Source organism: Eubacterium segne (assembly GCF_014287775.1).
GTDB classification, from domain to species: domain Bacteria; phylum Bacillota; class Clostridia; order Lachnospirales; family Lachnospiraceae; genus Eubacterium_G; species Eubacterium_G segne.
The window spans coordinates 89,247-105,064 of sequence record NZ_JACOOZ010000006.1 but is presented as its reverse complement, the minus strand read 5'-3'; the positions used below and the strand labels follow the sequence as shown (position 1 = coordinate 105,064).

The 15,818-nt window shown below is 33.5% G+C and carries 14 protein-coding genes; 3 read left to right on the top strand and 11 right to left on the bottom strand.

Going from position 1 to position 15,818, the window contains the following annotated elements; genetic code table 11:
• Positions 1-4: 4 nt before the first annotated feature.
• The 8 genes from H8S00_RS09360 to H8S00_RS09325 form a co-directional block, all read right to left on the bottom strand.
• Positions 5-445, bottom strand: coding sequence for an immunoglobulin-like domain-containing protein (locus H8S00_RS09360; protein ID WP_186840459.1), 441 nt, complete (start codon positions 443-445; stop codon positions 5-7).
• 182 nt (positions 446-627) lie between these two features.
• Positions 628-1,245: a sugar O-acetyltransferase gene (locus H8S00_RS09355; RefSeq protein ID WP_021953792.1), complete on the bottom strand. Its 618-nt coding sequence runs from the start codon at positions 1,243-1,245 to the stop codon at positions 628-630.
• A 20-nt stretch (positions 1,246-1,265) separates the two neighbouring features.
• Positions 1,266-1,955 (bottom strand): ABC transporter ATP-binding protein, encoded by a 690-nt coding sequence (locus H8S00_RS09350; RefSeq protein WP_021953791.1) that lies wholly within the window; start codon positions 1,953-1,955, stop codon positions 1,266-1,268.
• A gap of 1 nt (position 1,956) precedes the next feature.
• Complete coding sequence (locus H8S00_RS09345) at positions 1,957-3,168, bottom strand: ABC transporter permease (protein ID WP_021953790.1); 1,212 nt, start codon at positions 3,166-3,168, stop codon at positions 1,957-1,959.
• 272 nt (positions 3,169-3,440) lie between these two features.
• Complete coding sequence (locus H8S00_RS09340; RefSeq protein ID WP_186840458.1) at positions 3,441-4,505, bottom strand: ABC transporter permease; 1,065 nt, start codon at positions 4,503-4,505, stop codon at positions 3,441-3,443.
• A gap of 53 nt (positions 4,506-4,558) precedes the next feature.
• A complete protein-coding gene (locus H8S00_RS09335; RefSeq protein ID WP_186840457.1) occupies positions 4,559-5,470 on the bottom strand; it encodes a hypothetical protein in 912 nt (303 codons plus the stop codon).
• Between the two features lie 75 nt (positions 5,471-5,545).
• Complete coding sequence (locus H8S00_RS09330) at positions 5,546-5,920, bottom strand: hypothetical protein (protein WP_021953787.1); 375 nt, start codon at positions 5,918-5,920, stop codon at positions 5,546-5,548.
• Between the two features lie 126 nt (positions 5,921-6,046).
• The gene (locus H8S00_RS09325) at positions 6,047-7,711 is read right to left on the bottom strand and encodes an alpha-glucosidase (RefSeq protein ID WP_186840456.1); all 1,665 of its coding nucleotides are present in this window, start codon (positions 7,709-7,711) and stop codon (positions 6,047-6,049) included.
• A 231-nt stretch (positions 7,712-7,942) separates the two neighbouring features.
• Between H8S00_RS09325 and H8S00_RS09320 the strand changes: the two genes are divergently transcribed.
• Together H8S00_RS09320 and H8S00_RS09315 are read left to right on the top strand one after the other, a co-directional pair.
• A complete protein-coding gene (locus tag H8S00_RS09320; RefSeq protein WP_186840455.1) occupies positions 7,943-8,881 on the top strand; it encodes a glycosyltransferase family 2 protein in 939 nt (312 codons plus the stop codon).
• A 27-nt stretch (positions 8,882-8,908) separates the two neighbouring features.
• A complete protein-coding gene (locus H8S00_RS09315) occupies positions 8,909-11,593 on the top strand; it encodes a YfhO family protein (RefSeq protein WP_186840454.1) in 2,685 nt (894 codons plus the stop codon).
• A 77-nt stretch (positions 11,594-11,670) separates the two neighbouring features.
• Here H8S00_RS09315 and hcp read toward each other — a convergent pair whose 3' ends face one another.
• On the bottom strand, positions 11,671-13,254 hold the full coding sequence (gene hcp / locus H8S00_RS09310) for a hydroxylamine reductase (protein ID WP_186840453.1): 1,584 nt from the start codon (positions 13,252-13,254) through the stop codon (positions 11,671-11,673).
• An 88-nt stretch (positions 13,255-13,342) separates the two neighbouring features.
• Between hcp and H8S00_RS09305 the strand changes: the two genes are divergently transcribed.
• Positions 13,343-14,020, top strand: a complete 678-nt coding sequence (locus tag H8S00_RS09305; protein WP_021953782.1) for a Crp/Fnr family transcriptional regulator — start codon at positions 13,343-13,345, stop codon at positions 14,018-14,020.
• Between the two features lies 1 nt (position 14,021).
• Here the strand turns inward: H8S00_RS09305 and H8S00_RS09300 are convergent, their stop codons facing one another.
• The gene (locus H8S00_RS09300) at positions 14,022-15,008 is read right to left on the bottom strand and encodes a peptidylprolyl isomerase (RefSeq protein ID WP_021953781.1); all 987 of its coding nucleotides are present in this window, start codon (positions 15,006-15,008) and stop codon (positions 14,022-14,024) included.
• A gap of 13 nt (positions 15,009-15,021) precedes the next feature.
• Positions 15,022-15,810: a Cof-type HAD-IIB family hydrolase gene (locus H8S00_RS09295; protein ID WP_186840452.1), complete on the bottom strand. Its 789-nt coding sequence runs from the start codon at positions 15,808-15,810 to the stop codon at positions 15,022-15,024.
• Between the last annotated feature and the right edge of the window lie 8 nt (positions 15,811-15,818).

The window sequence follows — 15,818 nt, the reverse complement described above, 5'->3', positions numbered from 1 at the left end:
TTCACTATTTAATTTTAAATGATTTTGTTTTTACAAACTTAATTTTGTACTTTCCTCTAGACAAATTCTTTCCAAAGAATTTTTTCCATTTTAATTTTACAGTAACGCTTTTGCCACTCCCCGCCACTATCGTTTTACAGAACACTGCTTTCTCACTGAATTTCACTTTTTTCCATTTATTCTTTCCATGTTTCTTTAAAACAAACAATTCTGAAAAATAGAAATCTTTTTTCCCATTATTTTTAATCTTAATTTTAATTTGTTTTTTTGTAGCCTTTAATACTTTAACTGTTACTTTCCTGCTACTCGTTGTCATGTTTGTTTTATCCGACCCGGCATAAACGTTATTTACGTTATATGCATTAAATATTAGACCACTAAACATTATCAATATAACAATCAAATATTTTTTCATTTTATGCTTGCAATATAATTTTTTATACATTACGTTCCCCTTTCTTCAAAAAATCAATTGTAACCATTTGATTCGATTTCTTAGCTCTTCTTTTACTATTTCAAATTCATTTTTTAATATAATTTTCTCCAATTAATTATGCCCCTCAATACCATATATTACCGCTCTCATCTGATAAACCTATTATACCATCCCCCCGAAGATTTTTCCCACTAAAATAATTCTTTCCTGTATTTTATTGAATCTTTTTCTGTAATTTTCCGAATTACCCTGCATGGATTACCTGCTGCAAACACTCCTTCCGGAATATCTCTGGTAACCACACTTCCTGCTCCAATAATGGCACCTTTTCCTATGGTAACGCCACCACACACTGTTACATTTGATGCAAGCCAGCAACCGTCTTCAATATTAATTGGTGCCGCATATTCTTCATCATATGGTGTGCCATCTTCCTTAAACTTAACTTTACGCTCTTCTATTAACATTGGATGAATTGGTGTTGCCAATGTACAGTTAGGCCCCATTAACACATCATTGCCTATAATAACCGGACAGCAATCCAAAACCACCAGATTAAAATTAACAAAACAATTTGTTCCAAAGACAGTATTTACTCCATAATCAAATTGTACCGGTCCCTGAATGGCTGTGCCCTTTCCCATATTGGGCAATAATCCTTTTAGTATCTCCTCTCTTTTTTCCACTTCATCTTCATATGTATCATTATAATCCTTTGACAACTTATGGGCATTTGTACGCTTCATTGCAAGAACCTTATCTGATGAATCATAAATCATGCCTCTAATCATCTTTTCTTCTTCTGTCATCCTAACACTCTCCTACGACTTTATTGAACCACCCCATCCTTAATATGTATGGTTCTGCCACACATCTGTGCGACTCTTTCATCATGAGTTACAATTATAACCGTTTTCCCCTGATTATTCAATTTAAGAAATACTTTCATTATTTCCTCGCCTATTTTGCTGTCTAATGCCCCTGTCGGCTCATCTGCCAAAATTATTTCCGGGTTATTAACTAATGCTCTGGCAATTGCCACCCTCTGCTGCTGACCACCTGATAACTGTCCCGGTTTCTTGTTTTCGTGATTTTTCAATCCAACCTTTTCTAAGATGTCAGAAGAACTTTTATCCATTACTTTTTTACTGATTTTTTCCTTACCCTTTTTGTAAATATTTGAAAATATAAGACTCATTTTTACGTTTTCTTTTGCAGATAATTCTTTTATTAAATTAAAATTCTGAAATACAAAACCTATTTTTTCATTTCTAGCCATTGCCAATTCATTATTGCTTAATTTTGACGCTTCTATCCCGTCCAACATATATTCTCCTGAATAATTATTATCTAATAATCCCAGAACATTAAGCATTGTTGATTTTCCCGAACCTGATGGTCCCATAATGGCTACCATTTCACCCTTTTCAATGTTTATAGAAATATTTTTTAATATTTGTTGTCTGCTTTCTTTTTCTCCAAAGAATTTATTAATATTTTTTAACTCAATTATATTCATTTTACTTGCCTGCTCCTTCGTTTATAAGTTCTACCGGTTCCTGACCTGCAATTTTTCTCATAGGTAGCAACTCACATACAACCATGCATACAATCATAACGAGCAGTGTAATTGCCACATTTTCTAATGTTATTTTAAAGCCCTCAGATGCCATAAAGAATGTTACTGCAAGACTCCCTGCTATAGAGATTACAAAACTAATGAAAAACATAACCATACCTTCCCCTAATGTCATAATAAGCAAATGTTTTTTTGATAATCCCATGGCATAATGAATACCAAATTCCCGTTTTCTTAGCACCAGATTAGACAATATTGTTCCAATTGTTCCTAACAATGACAAAACAATAATTATAATTGCAAATATCATTGTAGCTAAAATAACTGTTTTCTGTTTATTGTAATATTGTTCAATCTGACTTTCCAGGCTAATAAACTGTATGTTTTTTCCTACATTTTCATATTCATCTGATAATCTGTCCTCAATATTCTCCATATCGCTATTTGCCTTGATTAAAACATTATTCTCATAAGCCAAATCAGAAAAATCTGCTATTTTAGGAAATACCATAAAATCTTCTTTATTTTTAATAGTATCCGAAATACATGTGGCATTCCCTGTAAATATATAAGAATTTTTATCTGCAACAGCCACTACCATAATAGTGGCATTATATGTATCCTCATCTATCATATATTCTATGTTATATTTTTCATTAAGCTTATATTTATCCCTTAATGAATAACTAACAATAACAGGAATAACATCATCGTCATTGTAATTTACCAATTTTTCTATGTTGCCATCCTGAAATTTCCACTTTGCCATATTGATAAAATCTTTATTTACCATAATAGCATTGTCAACCATATTATTTTCATCATAAACACTAATATTGTCTAAAATACCGATAGAGACATTTGTATCACTTTTTATTTCGTCATATATGGTGCTGTATTTATCTTTTTGAGTTTTTGGTGGCTCCTTTCCTACAACTTCTCCGTCCTCTTCGTCATCACTTTCATCCTCTGTAACTGACATTTGCACCGTATCTGAATCCATAATTGATTCAATGTTTCTTCTATATTCCAAAACCTGCTGCACCATACAAATACTTAACAGCAAAGAAAAAAATGCAATTGAAAACTGAATTATGTTAAGGACACTTTTTTTCTTATGAATCTTAAAACTTTTCAAAATAATGCTAATCATATTTCCTCCTAATAATATGTAGTGCCCCCTCCCTTCGGTCAGCGGCATTTCGTCGGAAACATCCTAAAAAATGAACTTCGTTCATTTTGTTTCCCCTTCGTAATATGTAGTGCCCCCTCCCTTCGGTCAGCGGCATTTCGTCGGAAACATCCTGAAAAATGAACTTCGTTCATTTTGTTTCCCCTTCGTAATATGTAGTGCCCCCTCCCTTCGGTCAGCGGCATTTCGTCGGAAACATCCTGAAAAATGAACTTCGTTCATTTTGTTTCCTCCTACTCACATGAAATAACTTCTATTGGGTTAAACATAACACTTTTACGAACTATTAAAAGCGCTGAAATAACCCCACATAATGCGGATACTAATATTGCTAATAAAAGATTTGTAAAGGATAAATTGATATTCACACCATAACTTACAAGCATAGATTTGAAAAGCACATTAATTACAAACTGAATAAACAAAGCTAATATTGCGCCCATTGAAGAAATCATGGTCATTTCCACAACAACCCACTTTATAATGAATCCGTTTAATGCTCCCATTGCTTTCATAATTCCTATTTCTTTTTTTCTTTCCATCATCCAATAATTCATAAGATTAATAATATTAATTATTGCGATAAAAAATACCAGACACGATGCTATGGCTGTAATAGCTATGGAATTGTCTAATGAACTTCCATCTATATTCCTTTCCATTTCCTCATATACTATTTCAACACCATAATTACTTAACTTCTGTTCAATATCACCAAATTCATTAATAAATTCATCTTTTCCATTTTTTAATACCATTATGTAATTATTCTTTTTTTGTGGATTATAAAAATCATTGCCAAATGATGATATGTAGTCTTCAAATTCCATATATATGGCATTATCCCATATTGTTTCTCTGTTTTCCCTTCCGCAAATCCCCCGAACATTATATTTTTTACCATTAATACTCACATTTTTTCCCTTTTTCGACTTCAAAGCATCAGCTGCATCTTTTCCTAAAACAACCTGACCACATTGTCCGTCTAAATAGTTTCCATTAATAATCGGTATATGCCAATCACCCTGATTTTTAGCTTCCACAGGAACAATCTGCAAAACTCCATTATCTGTTTCCACTCCTCCAAGGGATAAAATTTGTATCTCCCCATATTTACCTAATTTCTGAAAAATACTTTTAATTTTCTCAATGTTCAGACCCTCATTAATTTTCATGTCAATATTTAATTGTTTAGAATAATCTCCGGAATTGCAGTCTAATATGTAATTATAATTTTCTTTTACAAGGCTCGCTCCCACCGAAAGAAACAGACTTCCTACAAAAAATCCAATCACCATAAGACTTAATATTATTTTTTTGTGTTTCCATTGCATCATTATATACTTAAACATCATTCAACCTCTAGTGTATACCTGTTACTACTTATAACCGGTATTTCTTTTTCTGTATTTATCACGGCATTGCTTAAATTAGGAATGCATAAAAATTCCATTTCATATTTTCCTGATTTGTCCGGTGCATAAATTTCCATATTCTCTAAATCATCTGAATATGTCATATAATCCTTATTATTTATACTTATCTGATTGCCATTAAGCAGACAAACCAATATATAATCTGTTCCTATTTCATTATTTTTCATATCTATTTTTAACTTAATTTTCTGATTTTTATCTACACTAATTCCTAATGTCTTCTTCATATTCATGCACTTCAAAGATGCTTCTGTATCTAAATCATCATCTAACTCAGAAATCTTTATTTTTTGAGTTTTCACTATTGTTTCCTCACTGGAATTATTTTCGATTATGTAGTGTCTGCATATTGTATTTGTATCACTAACCAGCTCATTTTCATCTGAATAAACATCCGTGTCCTGCCGTAGGACAATAACAACATCGTTTACCTGATACTTAAATGCTTTTTTATCTAATGTAACACTATATTTATTACAGCCCTGAGAAGATAATTCAAATTCATATTTTTGTAATTCCAAATTATCCTTTTTAAAGCTTTTCTGATGATAATTAACTAAAACTGTCATTTCATATTTAACTTTTCTGTCATTATAGTTGTAAATTTCAAAATCTATTTTAATATTATTATCTTTATCTAAAAAATTATCAATGCTATTATTTTTTAGCTCTAACATTCCCTTTAAATTTGAAACTTTCATCCCTGAATGAACACTATACTCCTGTTGAGGTTTTAGACCGTCTATAATCATTTTAGCAGCCACACCACATATTATTATTGTAACAACCATGGAAATTATAAAGATTCTTTTCTTGAACTTACTCATTAATATTCCCCTTCTTATTATTGATTAATCTCCATACCCTGACTTGCAGGGTATGGAGAAACTATAAACTAATATTTAATATTTTTTACTAGCTTTCAACTCAGAATAAATACCATCATGGCTATACCCAGTATGCTTACTTACAAATTTAGTTCCACTAGATTTGTATGTAGGACCTGATATCCAATCTGTTTCAACTCCACCAAATCCACTTTTTAAGCTTTTACTTGAAGATACAGACCTTGTAGTATATCCACTCTTGGATACTGTACATTTAGCGGTTATCTTTTTATAACCGTATGTATCAGAGTATCCCTTAGGTGCACTGTATAATGGATTCTTGGTATATAAAGTTCCTTCTACATACAATGTTGCTGCTCCCACGACCGATGTGAGCATAACGCCACATAAAGCGCCCATTGCAATAACCTTACAAATGCTCTTCTTCATCACACTCGTCTCCTTTCTTACGTATTTTATAAGATGTGTCGACCCCATCTTTACATACATTACATAAAAACACTTTTATTGTCAATGTTTTTTTACTTAATTAATTTTATTTGCATAAAAAAACTTTTACACCAGTACCACACTTTGGCAGCTTTTCAGTTTTACTTTTCCGTCTTCCATATCCAGGTCTTCCATATTATTAAGTATTACCCGGTACTTTCTATTCTCAAGCTCTAACACTTTGTCCTGCTTTCCAAAATTAGCTAAAACTACAATCTCACCGCTTTCATTTACACGTTTGTATGCAAATATTTTATCCTCATTTTCAAAAATAGGCTCTGTTATTCCATAAGTTAGAAGTTCCCTGTACTCATCAGATTTTCTAAGAGCAATTAATTTTCTGTAGTAGTTAAGCAGGGAATCTTCCCTGTTTTCCTGGTCTGAAACATTAATGTCTTTGTAATTAGGATTTACCTTAAGCCACGGTTTTCCATTAGTAAAACCTGCATTTTCTCCATCACTCCACTGCATTGGAGTCCTTGCATTATCTCTGCTATGCTCGTAACATCCCTTTAATGCCAATTCCTTTGATACTCCTGCCTGTACAGCCATATTGTACTGGTTAATGGTACTTATATCATCGTATTCCTCAATTCCTTTCATAGGGCAGTTAGTCATTCCTATTTCCTGTCCCTGATAAATAAAAGGTATTCCTCTTAAAAGAAGATTTACCGTGGCAAGCATTTTTTTGCCCGTTTCATTTTGGGCATAGGATGGAATATACCTGCTTGCTCCTCTTGGCTCATCATGGTTTTCAATAATATTAGCCATAAACCCAACATCTTCACACTCTCTTTGAGAATGAAAAATAACCCTTCTGTAATCCTCAAATGTTATTTCCGGTGCATCGTACCAGCCATGTCCTCCAAAAGCCAAACACTCAGCAGAGAAATCAAACATTGTGGAAAAATGTCCATTGTCCCCAATAAATTCCCTAATTTCATCTTTTCTCATATTAAACACTTCAGCTACTGTAAATGCATCATGCTTTTCAAAAGTATTTTTCTTCAAATCTTCCAGCATATCACCTATTCCCGGCACTTTTTCCGCTGCAACACCTGCATGAACAAATCCGTCATCTCCATCTGCCGGCAGACTCTTAAATTGCAAATCTTTTCTTATATTAATAATTGCATCTATTCTAAAACCGGCTAGTCCCTTATCAAGCCACCAGTTAATCATCGAATATAACTCTTCTTTTACCTTTGGATTGTACCAGTTCAAATCCGGCTGTTCCTTGGCAAACAGGTGCAGATAATAGTAATCTGTTCCCTTAACCTTTTCCCATGCACTTCCTCCAAAATAGGAACGGTAATTACACGGTGGCTGACCGTTTTTCCCTTTCCTAAAATAAAAATAATCTCCATACTCTCCTTCAATATCCTGCAATGCCTTTTTAAACCATACATGCTGGTCTGAACAATGATTTATAACCAAATCCATCAAAATGCCAATGTTTCTTTTTTTTGCTTCAGCAATCAGTTCTTCAAAATCCTCCATTGTTCCGAAACGTTCATCTATTTTATAATAATCTGAAATATCGTATCCCTGATCAACTAAAGGTGACTGATATATAGGTGAAATCCATATAATATCAATTCCTAAATTCTTTAAATAATCAAGCTTATTGATAATTCCCCGTATATCTCCGATTCCATCACCATTTGTATCCATAAAACTTTTAGGATAAATCTGATATGCTACCTTGTCATGCCACCACTTCTTTTCCATAAAAACTGCCCTTTCTTCTGTTATTTTTTCTAATAAGTTAATTATATTTCTCCTATTAATAATGTCAATACCGCTTTATTGTTTATAATTACCGTGGTTTCATTTTTCTTATTGCTTTCTTTGTTTACAGTGAACAAAATTTATAGTAAAATATTACTAATTGTGGGCATTTAACTTGCTAATTAAATTGTCCCTATATTAACTTAACTGATTATTTTTACTGGAGGTATTATGAAAACTGTTGAAGTTGTGGTTCCATGCTATAACGAAGAAGCAATGCTTAATATGTTCTACGTGGAATCCGAAAAAATATATAAAACAATAGATGGATATTCGTTTAGTTATATTTTTGTCAATGACGGTAGCCGGGATAAGACTTATCCCATACTGAAGGATTTAGCCGGAAAACATGATAATGTAAAATTTATTTCATTTTCACGTAATTTCGGTAAGGAAGCAGCCATGTATGCCGGGCTTTGCAACACTACTGCTGACTATGTAATTGTAATGGATGCAGATTTACAGCACCCGCCGGCTTTGGTTCCTGAGATGATAAAGCAGATTGAGGCAGGTTATGACTGCTGCGCTGCCCTTAGGACAAGCAGAAAAGGAGAATCTAAAATCAAAAGTTTCTTCTCCGGAATGTTTTACAAATTCAGCAACAGATTTACTGATGTGCAACTGGTACAAAATGCCGTTGATTTCAGAATAATGAGCAGACAAATGGTAGATAACATAGTGAAGTTATCAGAAGTGCAGCGTTTCTCAAAGGGTATTTTTGAATGGGTTGGTTTTGAAACCAGCTGGATACCTTATGAAAATGTGGAACGTATCGCAGGCGAAACCAAATGGAGTTTTAAAAGTCTGTTTAAGTATGCCATAACCGGTATTACTTCTTTTTCCATAACACCATTAAGATTTCTTACGTGTTTTGGTCTTGTAATATCCGTTGTTGCATTTTTGCTTATAGTATTTACCCTTATTAGAAAGTTAGCCTTTGGAATAGACGTTTCAGGTTATGCTTCACTGCTTATTGCTGTGTTGTTCTTAGGGGGAATTATCGAATTGTCCTTAGGTATTCTCGGTGAATATATTGCCAATATATATTTAGAAGCAAAAGACAGACCTATATACATTATTCAGGATACAAATATTAAAGAATCAAAATAAAACCATTAATAAGGAAGGAGATAAATAATGGAACGTAAGGGAGACTCTAAATTTTCATTTAGTACATGGTTAAAAGATAACTGGCTGTATTTCTTAGCTTTTCTTTTGCCGGTACTGTCAATGTTAATTGTTTATTTTTTCAAAGATATCGCACCTTTTGGCGATCAAATGTATTTAAGAAGTGACTGTTACCATCAGTACACACCATATTTACAGATTTTGCAGGACAAGTTAAGAGGAGGCGGAAGCTTATTTTATACCTGGGAAATCGGTGCCGGTATGAACTTTGTGGCTATAGCCGCCTACTATTTATCAAGTCCTTTTAATCTTTTAACTATTTTATGGCCGGGTAACATGGCTGACTATGTTAGTTTCTTTATAATAGTAAAAATGGGACTTGCAGGTTTTTCAGCTACTTACTATCTTGTAAAAAGATTTAAGACAAAGCATGTTCCTGCTGTTATTTTCGGTATGGTATACGCACTTTCATCTTATTTTGCAGCATTTAGCTGGAACATTATGTGGCTAGACTGTATGTGGCTTTTACCATTTATCATTTTAGGTCTGGACAGACTTGTTACTGAAAGAAAATACAAAATGTACTGTATAGCCCTTGCTCTTGGCATCTTTTCTAACTACTATATTGGAATTATGCTTTGTATTTACAGTGTAATTTATTTTGTATATTTAATCTGCGTATCAGATTTTGATGAAGAAATCGGTAATGTTAAAGGAAGATTATTAGCATTTAAGGATTTTGCAATATACTCCGTTTTAGGTGGCGGGCTTGCTGCCTGCGTAATTTTACCTGAGTATTTTAACCTGCTTACAACTAAATCAGCAGATACATCTTTCCCTGATGCCATAGAAGAATATTTTTCCATTCTCTATATGCTTTTCAGGTCTCTTATTTGTATCCCTGTAGCAGACTTAAAGTATCCACATGACCCTAACATTTATTGTACAGTTGCAGTATTTGTTTTAATTCCTCTTTTCTGGTTATGTAAAAAAATCAGCGTTAAAGATCGTGTTGGAAAAACTGTAATTGCCGTAATTATGCTGTTAAGCTTTAATATTAACATACCTAACTATATCTGGCATGGATTCCATTTTCCAAACAGTCTTCCATGTAGGGAATCTTTCTTATACATTTTCCTTATAGTTACTATGGCATATGAAGCTTTCTTACACATAAAGGAATTTAAGGCCTCCCAGATTATCGGTGCAATGGGTGGTGCCTTAGGACTTATACTTGTCCTTCAGGAATTATTTAAAAACACATCATTCTTTAGCGATTTGGCTGTAGAAACTAATATAAGAAAAATAATATATTTCAGTATGTTGTTTATTGTTATATATGTGATTCTGTATTTCTGTTACAGAAGAAAATCAGATATGAAGGCATTTTTCATTTATCTGCTGGTACTTACTACATTCTGTGAGCTTACCCTTAACTTATGCGTTACAGGTATGGCAAGCACATCCTCAAGGTCTGCATATTACGAAAGTACACAGGCTCATAAACAGTTAAATGAAACAGCTAAAAATAAAGCAGAAAGTGAAGGAGTTAAATTCTACAGAACAGAATCTGCTTCACATTCCACAAGAAATGATGGTGCAAGATTTGATTACGACAGTATTTCAACCTTCTCATCAGTAGCATCAGCTGCTATGCAGGATTATTATAATCAGCTTGGTATGCAGACATCATTTAATGCATATTCATATTACGGACATACACCACTTACTGCTGCTATGTTCTCTGTTAAATATGAATTTACTGACAATACACCTTCTCTTCCAACTAACATGACAGAGATTGGAAGTCAGACATATTCAACAGGCAATAATGCAGCCTCAACTGTTCATTTATATGAGTACAATAATACTCTTCCTCTTGGATTTATGGTAAATATGAGCACTGAGGCAAACTGGAATAAAGAGACGGGAAATCCATTTACAACACAGAACAGTTTTGTAAAAACTGCAATTGATAGTGATGCTAATATTTTCCATCAATTACAGACAACTGACACTGTTGGAACATTTACTGCTAAATATCAGTTAGAGGAAGATGATAATTACAAACCATCAGGAGATGCTGCAACATACGATGTTTACTTCTACTGTGTAACTTCTTCTGAAACTCTTACTGTGAATATTACTAATGGAAGCATAACAGATGACAATTCTACAACAAAGACATTCTCATCTACTAACCAGAATTACATTTGCCATGTTGGTAACGTATCTGCCGGCTCCACTATAACAGTAACAGCCAGCGACGGACAGGCTTTAACCACATGTTATGCATATGCTTTTGATAATGATGCATGGGAAACAGCTTATAAGCTTTTAAACAAAAATCCTTATACTGTTGAATCCTATTCTGATACAAAGATTACCGGTAAGGTTACAGCTAAGAAACAGGGCATTATGTACACTTCTATTCCATATGATAAAGGATGGAATGTATATGTTGATGGTGTAAAATCAAAGACTACATCTATTTGTTCAGGAGCTCTTACAGGTGTTCTTGTAGAAGCAGGCACTCACGAAATTACCTTTAAATATACTCCTAAAGGATTAGTTCCGGGTATTGTTATTACAATTATTTGTCTTTTAATTTTCCTTGGAATAATCTATAAAGACAATATTATAAACTTAATTTCTAACAAATCAAAGAATAACAAGGTTACTTCTAAGAAGTAACACAATCATAAAAAATAGCGACTGCTAATTAATGCAGCCGCTATTTTTTATGGGATTAAATCCGTATCAGATAGGGTTTACTTATTTAAAATTTTCTTTAAATCCTCCTCCGGTGTAGTTATTGGAGATATATTATAATTATCCACTAATACTTTAAGCACATTTGGTGATATAAAAGCCGGCAATGTGGGGCCTAAATATATATCCTTTATTCCTAAATAAAGCAAAGTTAAAAGAATACATACTGCCTTTTGTTCGTACCAGGACAGCACCATAGACAATGGCAACTGATTAACTTCACACTGGAAAGCCTCTGCTAATGCTGTTGCCACCTTAATGGCAGAATAAGCATCATTGCACTGCCCCATATCCATTATTCTTGGAAGTCCCTCTATATCTTCTAAATCTAAGTCGTTGAATCTATACTTTCCACAAGCCAATGTTAAAATAATAGAATCCTTTGGAGTCTGCTTTACAAAATCCGTGTAATAGTTTCTTCCTACCCTGGCACCATCACAACCGCCAACTAAGAAGAAATGACTGATTTTTCCCGTCTTTACGCCATCAATTACTTTATCTGCTACTGACAACACTGTTCCATGGGCAAATCCTGTTGTCACATACTCCCCACCGTTAATACCTGTAAGCTTTTTATCCTCTTCATATCCTCCAAGTTCTAAAGCTTTATTAATTACCGGTGTAAAATCCTTATCCTCACCTATATGCACCATTTCCGGATAAGATACAACCTCTGTAGTAAATACCCTGTCGCTATAGCTTTCCTTAACAGGCATAAGGCAATTAGTTGTAAACAACACAGGACCTTTAATATTGTCAAATTCTTTTTGCTGGTTCTGCCATGCAGTTCCAAAATTTCCCTTTAAATGGCTGTATTTTTTAAGCTCCGGATAACCATGTGCCGGAAGCATTTCTCCGTGAGTATAGATATTTATACCTTTATCTTCTGTTTGTTTTAGCAACAATTCCAAATCCTTTAAATCATGACCTGATATTACAATAAATGGCCCTTTCTCAATAGTAAGTGGCACCTTAGTAGGTGTTGGAGTACCATAAGCGTCTGTATTTGCTCTATCTAATAATTCCATGCACTTTAAATTAACTTCTCCCACCTTAAGAACTGTTTCAAGTAACTTGTCGCTACTTAAGTCATAGCTTATAACTGATAATGCCCTGTAGAAAAATTCATTCACTTCACTATCTTCATATCCTAACACTAAGCCATGATATGCATAGGCAGCCATTCCTCTTATTCCAAACAAAATAAGAGATTTAAGGGAACAAATATCCTCGTCACTATTCCAAAGTTCATCCATGTTGTAATCATCTGTATTGTCACATCTTGAAATACACGCTACACATCCCGGTGCAATTCTTTCCTTTTCCCTATGAACTTTTTCTATCATTTCCTCTAATGTATTATCATTAAAATTTACATTAGTAACTGTGGTAAACAAACCTTCAATAATAATTCTGTCAGTATTTTCTGTCTTTTGGTTGCTCCCACAAGCCTTTGCTAACCCAATCAGGGCTCCTGTAAGTTTGTCCTGTAAATTAGCTGTATTTGCTGTTTTACCACAAACCCCTACATTTTTTGTACATCCGCTGCATCCCGCAGTCTGCTCACACTGAAAACAAAACATTTTCCATTCTCCTCTCTTGAATTTACAATGAAATTATATTAGAATGGCAATAATTAATCGGTGGTTATAACCACAGAAATGAGGAATTATGAAAAAAAACATAATGAAAATTTTGGGAAATTTGGAAATGCCGGTTTTCAAAAACATAGATAATGAAGATTTAGTATACCTTAAATCTATTAATGCTTTCCGCATTGAGAAATATAAAAGAAATAATATAATTTTTCACACCGGAGAAATAATTCATGAAATAGGAATTGTAATTAGTGGAAATGTTATTATAGAAAATAATGATTTATGGGGAAATAAAACCATCTTAAGTATTGTTACATCGGGGCAGGTCTTTGGTGAGTCATACGCCTATAGCCATTTACCTTTAATGGTAAATACCGTAGCCGCAGACTCTGCCACTATTTTATTTTTCGACTTAAATATCCTTGACAATCCCATATATTCTAACTGTTCATGGCAGGACAAAATTATTAGAAATCTTTTAAGAATCGCCACAAGAAAGAATATTATTTTATCAAACAGAAGCTTTTGCACTGCTCCAAAAACCATTCGCGGAAGGCTATCTATATACTTTTCAGGTCAGTCTACCATTAATAATAGTAATGAATTTGATATTCCCTTTAACAGGCAGCAAATGGCTGACTTTTTAAACTTAGACAGAAGTGCCTTATCAAAGGAGCTTTGCAAAATGCGTAATGAAGGATTAATTGATTTTAACAAAAATCACTTCATAATTTATAATATAGATAATTAATCTACAGGCTTGGAAGCTCTATTTTCTTCCATTGTTTATCATTGAACTGATTTTTAGACCCGTCTATAAATTTACTGTATTGTTCATTAAAAGCTGCTTCCTTTGCCTTTTCAACCATATCCTTTTTATTCTCTGTTGTCTTGTCCTTAATATAATTGTTGACACAGTACACCAGATAATAGCTGTCTCCATCTTCTATAATATCACTGATTTTTCCCTTTGTAAGGTTGAATGCTTCCGTTTCATACTTAAGAGTAGCCTCACTCTTCTTTATGTCTTTTTCCACTGTGCTATCAACGCTATACTGCTTTGCTTCACGGGAAAACTCCTGATAGCCCCCTTCAACCACACTTTTTACTTCATTTAATGTAGATTTAATTTTTGAAACCTTTGTTTTAGATGAATCCATTTTTATATATTGAATTTTAATAACTCTTGCGTCTTCCTCGCTAATGTCATCTCCTACATGTTCAGTAATACCTGAATATACTTTTTCAGCCAATTTGTATTTTTCGCACAAATTCTCCACATCAGCTTCTTTTGCATCGGTATAATCCTTTTCTGAATCTGTCATAGCCTTATAATACTGTGATGCCTGCTTACTCACCTCAGTTTTTTCAGTATCTGAAAGGGTAACATTATTCTTCTTTGCCATAGCTGCCAATGCATATTTAACAGTTATACTCTCTTTTACCTTATCCTTTACAAACTCCTCTAATGTCTTATGGTCACTTATTTTATTTTTCCAGTCAACGCTGCCACCAAAATCCTTTGCATATTGTTTTGCAGTATCAAGAAGACAAATCATATACTCTGACTTGCTGCAAACTAACTCATCTATTTTAAACATCTGATTTGACTTAAGTCCTGTAATATTTCCAATTATCGGTGTATTATCACCTATACTGCATCCGGTAAAATTAAGTACCGAACATGCCATAACCAGACTTATAGCCATACATTTTATTCCAATCTGTTTTTTTCTCATTATATCCTCCAGATTACATTCTCATTACATCTTCTAAAATAGTATTTACATTTTCAGTAATATGCTTAGCCGCTCTTTTAACCTCGGCATCAGACCATTGCATTGCATAACTGTAAAAACAATGCTCAAACATATCTATATCACTATATCCACCGCCAAAAATCACTGTATCTTCCTGAGATATATTAAATACATGCTGTAAAAGGGCAATTGCCATTCCCTTTGTAACATATTCTCCGGTTATATACATTTGTTCAGGACTTGAAATGGAAACATGAGCCTTACCTGCCCATTTATTATAAAAATATTCATATGTTTCCCCATCAAATCCATCTCTGGCACAAATTGTTATTTTATTTACATCTCCGTTAAGCTCTTTAGTGTCTCTTATGTACTCCGGCTCAACTCCCATGTTTTTAAGATAATTAATAAAATCAATATCATGGGTGTTAGTCATTGCCCCCCGTTCATCTGAAAATAGCAGTTTAAAACGCCTTATAAATTTATCATTTTTTTCAATTTCAGACACAACTTCCATACATACTAACCTGTCAATAGGTGTCTTGCTAATCACCTTGTCCTGATAAATCACCACACCACCGTCATTACATATATAAACAATGTCATTTTTTACATTCCCAAATAAAGGCTTAACTGCATCATAATTTCTGCCTGTTGCCACGGCAAACTTGACACCATTGGCATTAAGTTCAGATATTAATTCAATTGTTCTATCATCAATTTTGTTCTTATTTTCATATAATAACGTATTCTCTAATCCGCAAACTATAAAATTAATCATTACTGCCT

Excerpts from the sequence above, each read along its gene's own strand:
- H8S00_RS09360 (WP_186840459.1), bottom strand. The coding sequence starts at position 445 with ATGTATAAAAAATTATATTGCAAGCATAAAATGAAAAAATATTTGATT.
- H8S00_RS09355 (WP_021953792.1), bottom strand. The coding sequence starts at position 1,245 with ATGACAGAAGAAGAAAAGATGATTAGAGGCATGATTTATGATTCATCA.
- H8S00_RS09350 (WP_021953791.1), bottom strand. The coding sequence starts at position 1,955 with ATGAATATAATTGAGTTAAAAAATATTAATAAATTCTTTGGAGAAAAA.
- H8S00_RS09345 (WP_021953790.1), bottom strand. The coding sequence starts at position 3,168 with ATGATTAGCATTATTTTGAAAAGTTTTAAGATTCATAAGAAAAAAAGT.
- H8S00_RS09340 (WP_186840458.1), bottom strand. The coding sequence starts at position 4,505 with ATGGTGATTGGATTTTTTGTAGGAAGTCTGTTTCTTTCGGTGGGAGCG.
- H8S00_RS09335 (WP_186840457.1), bottom strand. The coding sequence starts at position 5,470 with ATGAGTAAGTTCAAGAAAAGAATCTTTATAATTTCCATGGTTGTTACA.
- H8S00_RS09330 (WP_021953787.1), bottom strand. The coding sequence starts at position 5,920 with ATGAAGAAGAGCATTTGTAAGGTTATTGCAATGGGCGCTTTATGTGGC.
- H8S00_RS09325 (WP_186840456.1), bottom strand. The coding sequence starts at position 7,711 with ATGGAAAAGAAGTGGTGGCATGACAAGGTAGCATATCAGATTTATCCT.
- H8S00_RS09320 (WP_186840455.1), top strand. The coding sequence starts at position 7,943 with ATGAAAACTGTTGAAGTTGTGGTTCCATGCTATAACGAAGAAGCAATG.
- H8S00_RS09315 (WP_186840454.1), top strand. The coding sequence starts at position 8,909 with ATGGAACGTAAGGGAGACTCTAAATTTTCATTTAGTACATGGTTAAAA.
- hcp (WP_186840453.1), bottom strand. The coding sequence starts at position 13,254 with ATGTTTTGTTTTCAGTGTGAGCAGACTGCGGGATGCAGCGGATGTACA.
- H8S00_RS09305 (WP_021953782.1), top strand. The coding sequence starts at position 13,343 with ATGAAAAAAAACATAATGAAAATTTTGGGAAATTTGGAAATGCCGGTT.
- H8S00_RS09300 (WP_021953781.1), bottom strand. The coding sequence starts at position 15,008 with ATGAGAAAAAAACAGATTGGAATAAAATGTATGGCTATAAGTCTGGTT.
- H8S00_RS09295 (WP_186840452.1), bottom strand. The coding sequence starts at position 15,810 with ATGATTAATTTTATAGTTTGCGGATTAGAGAATACGTTATTATATGAA.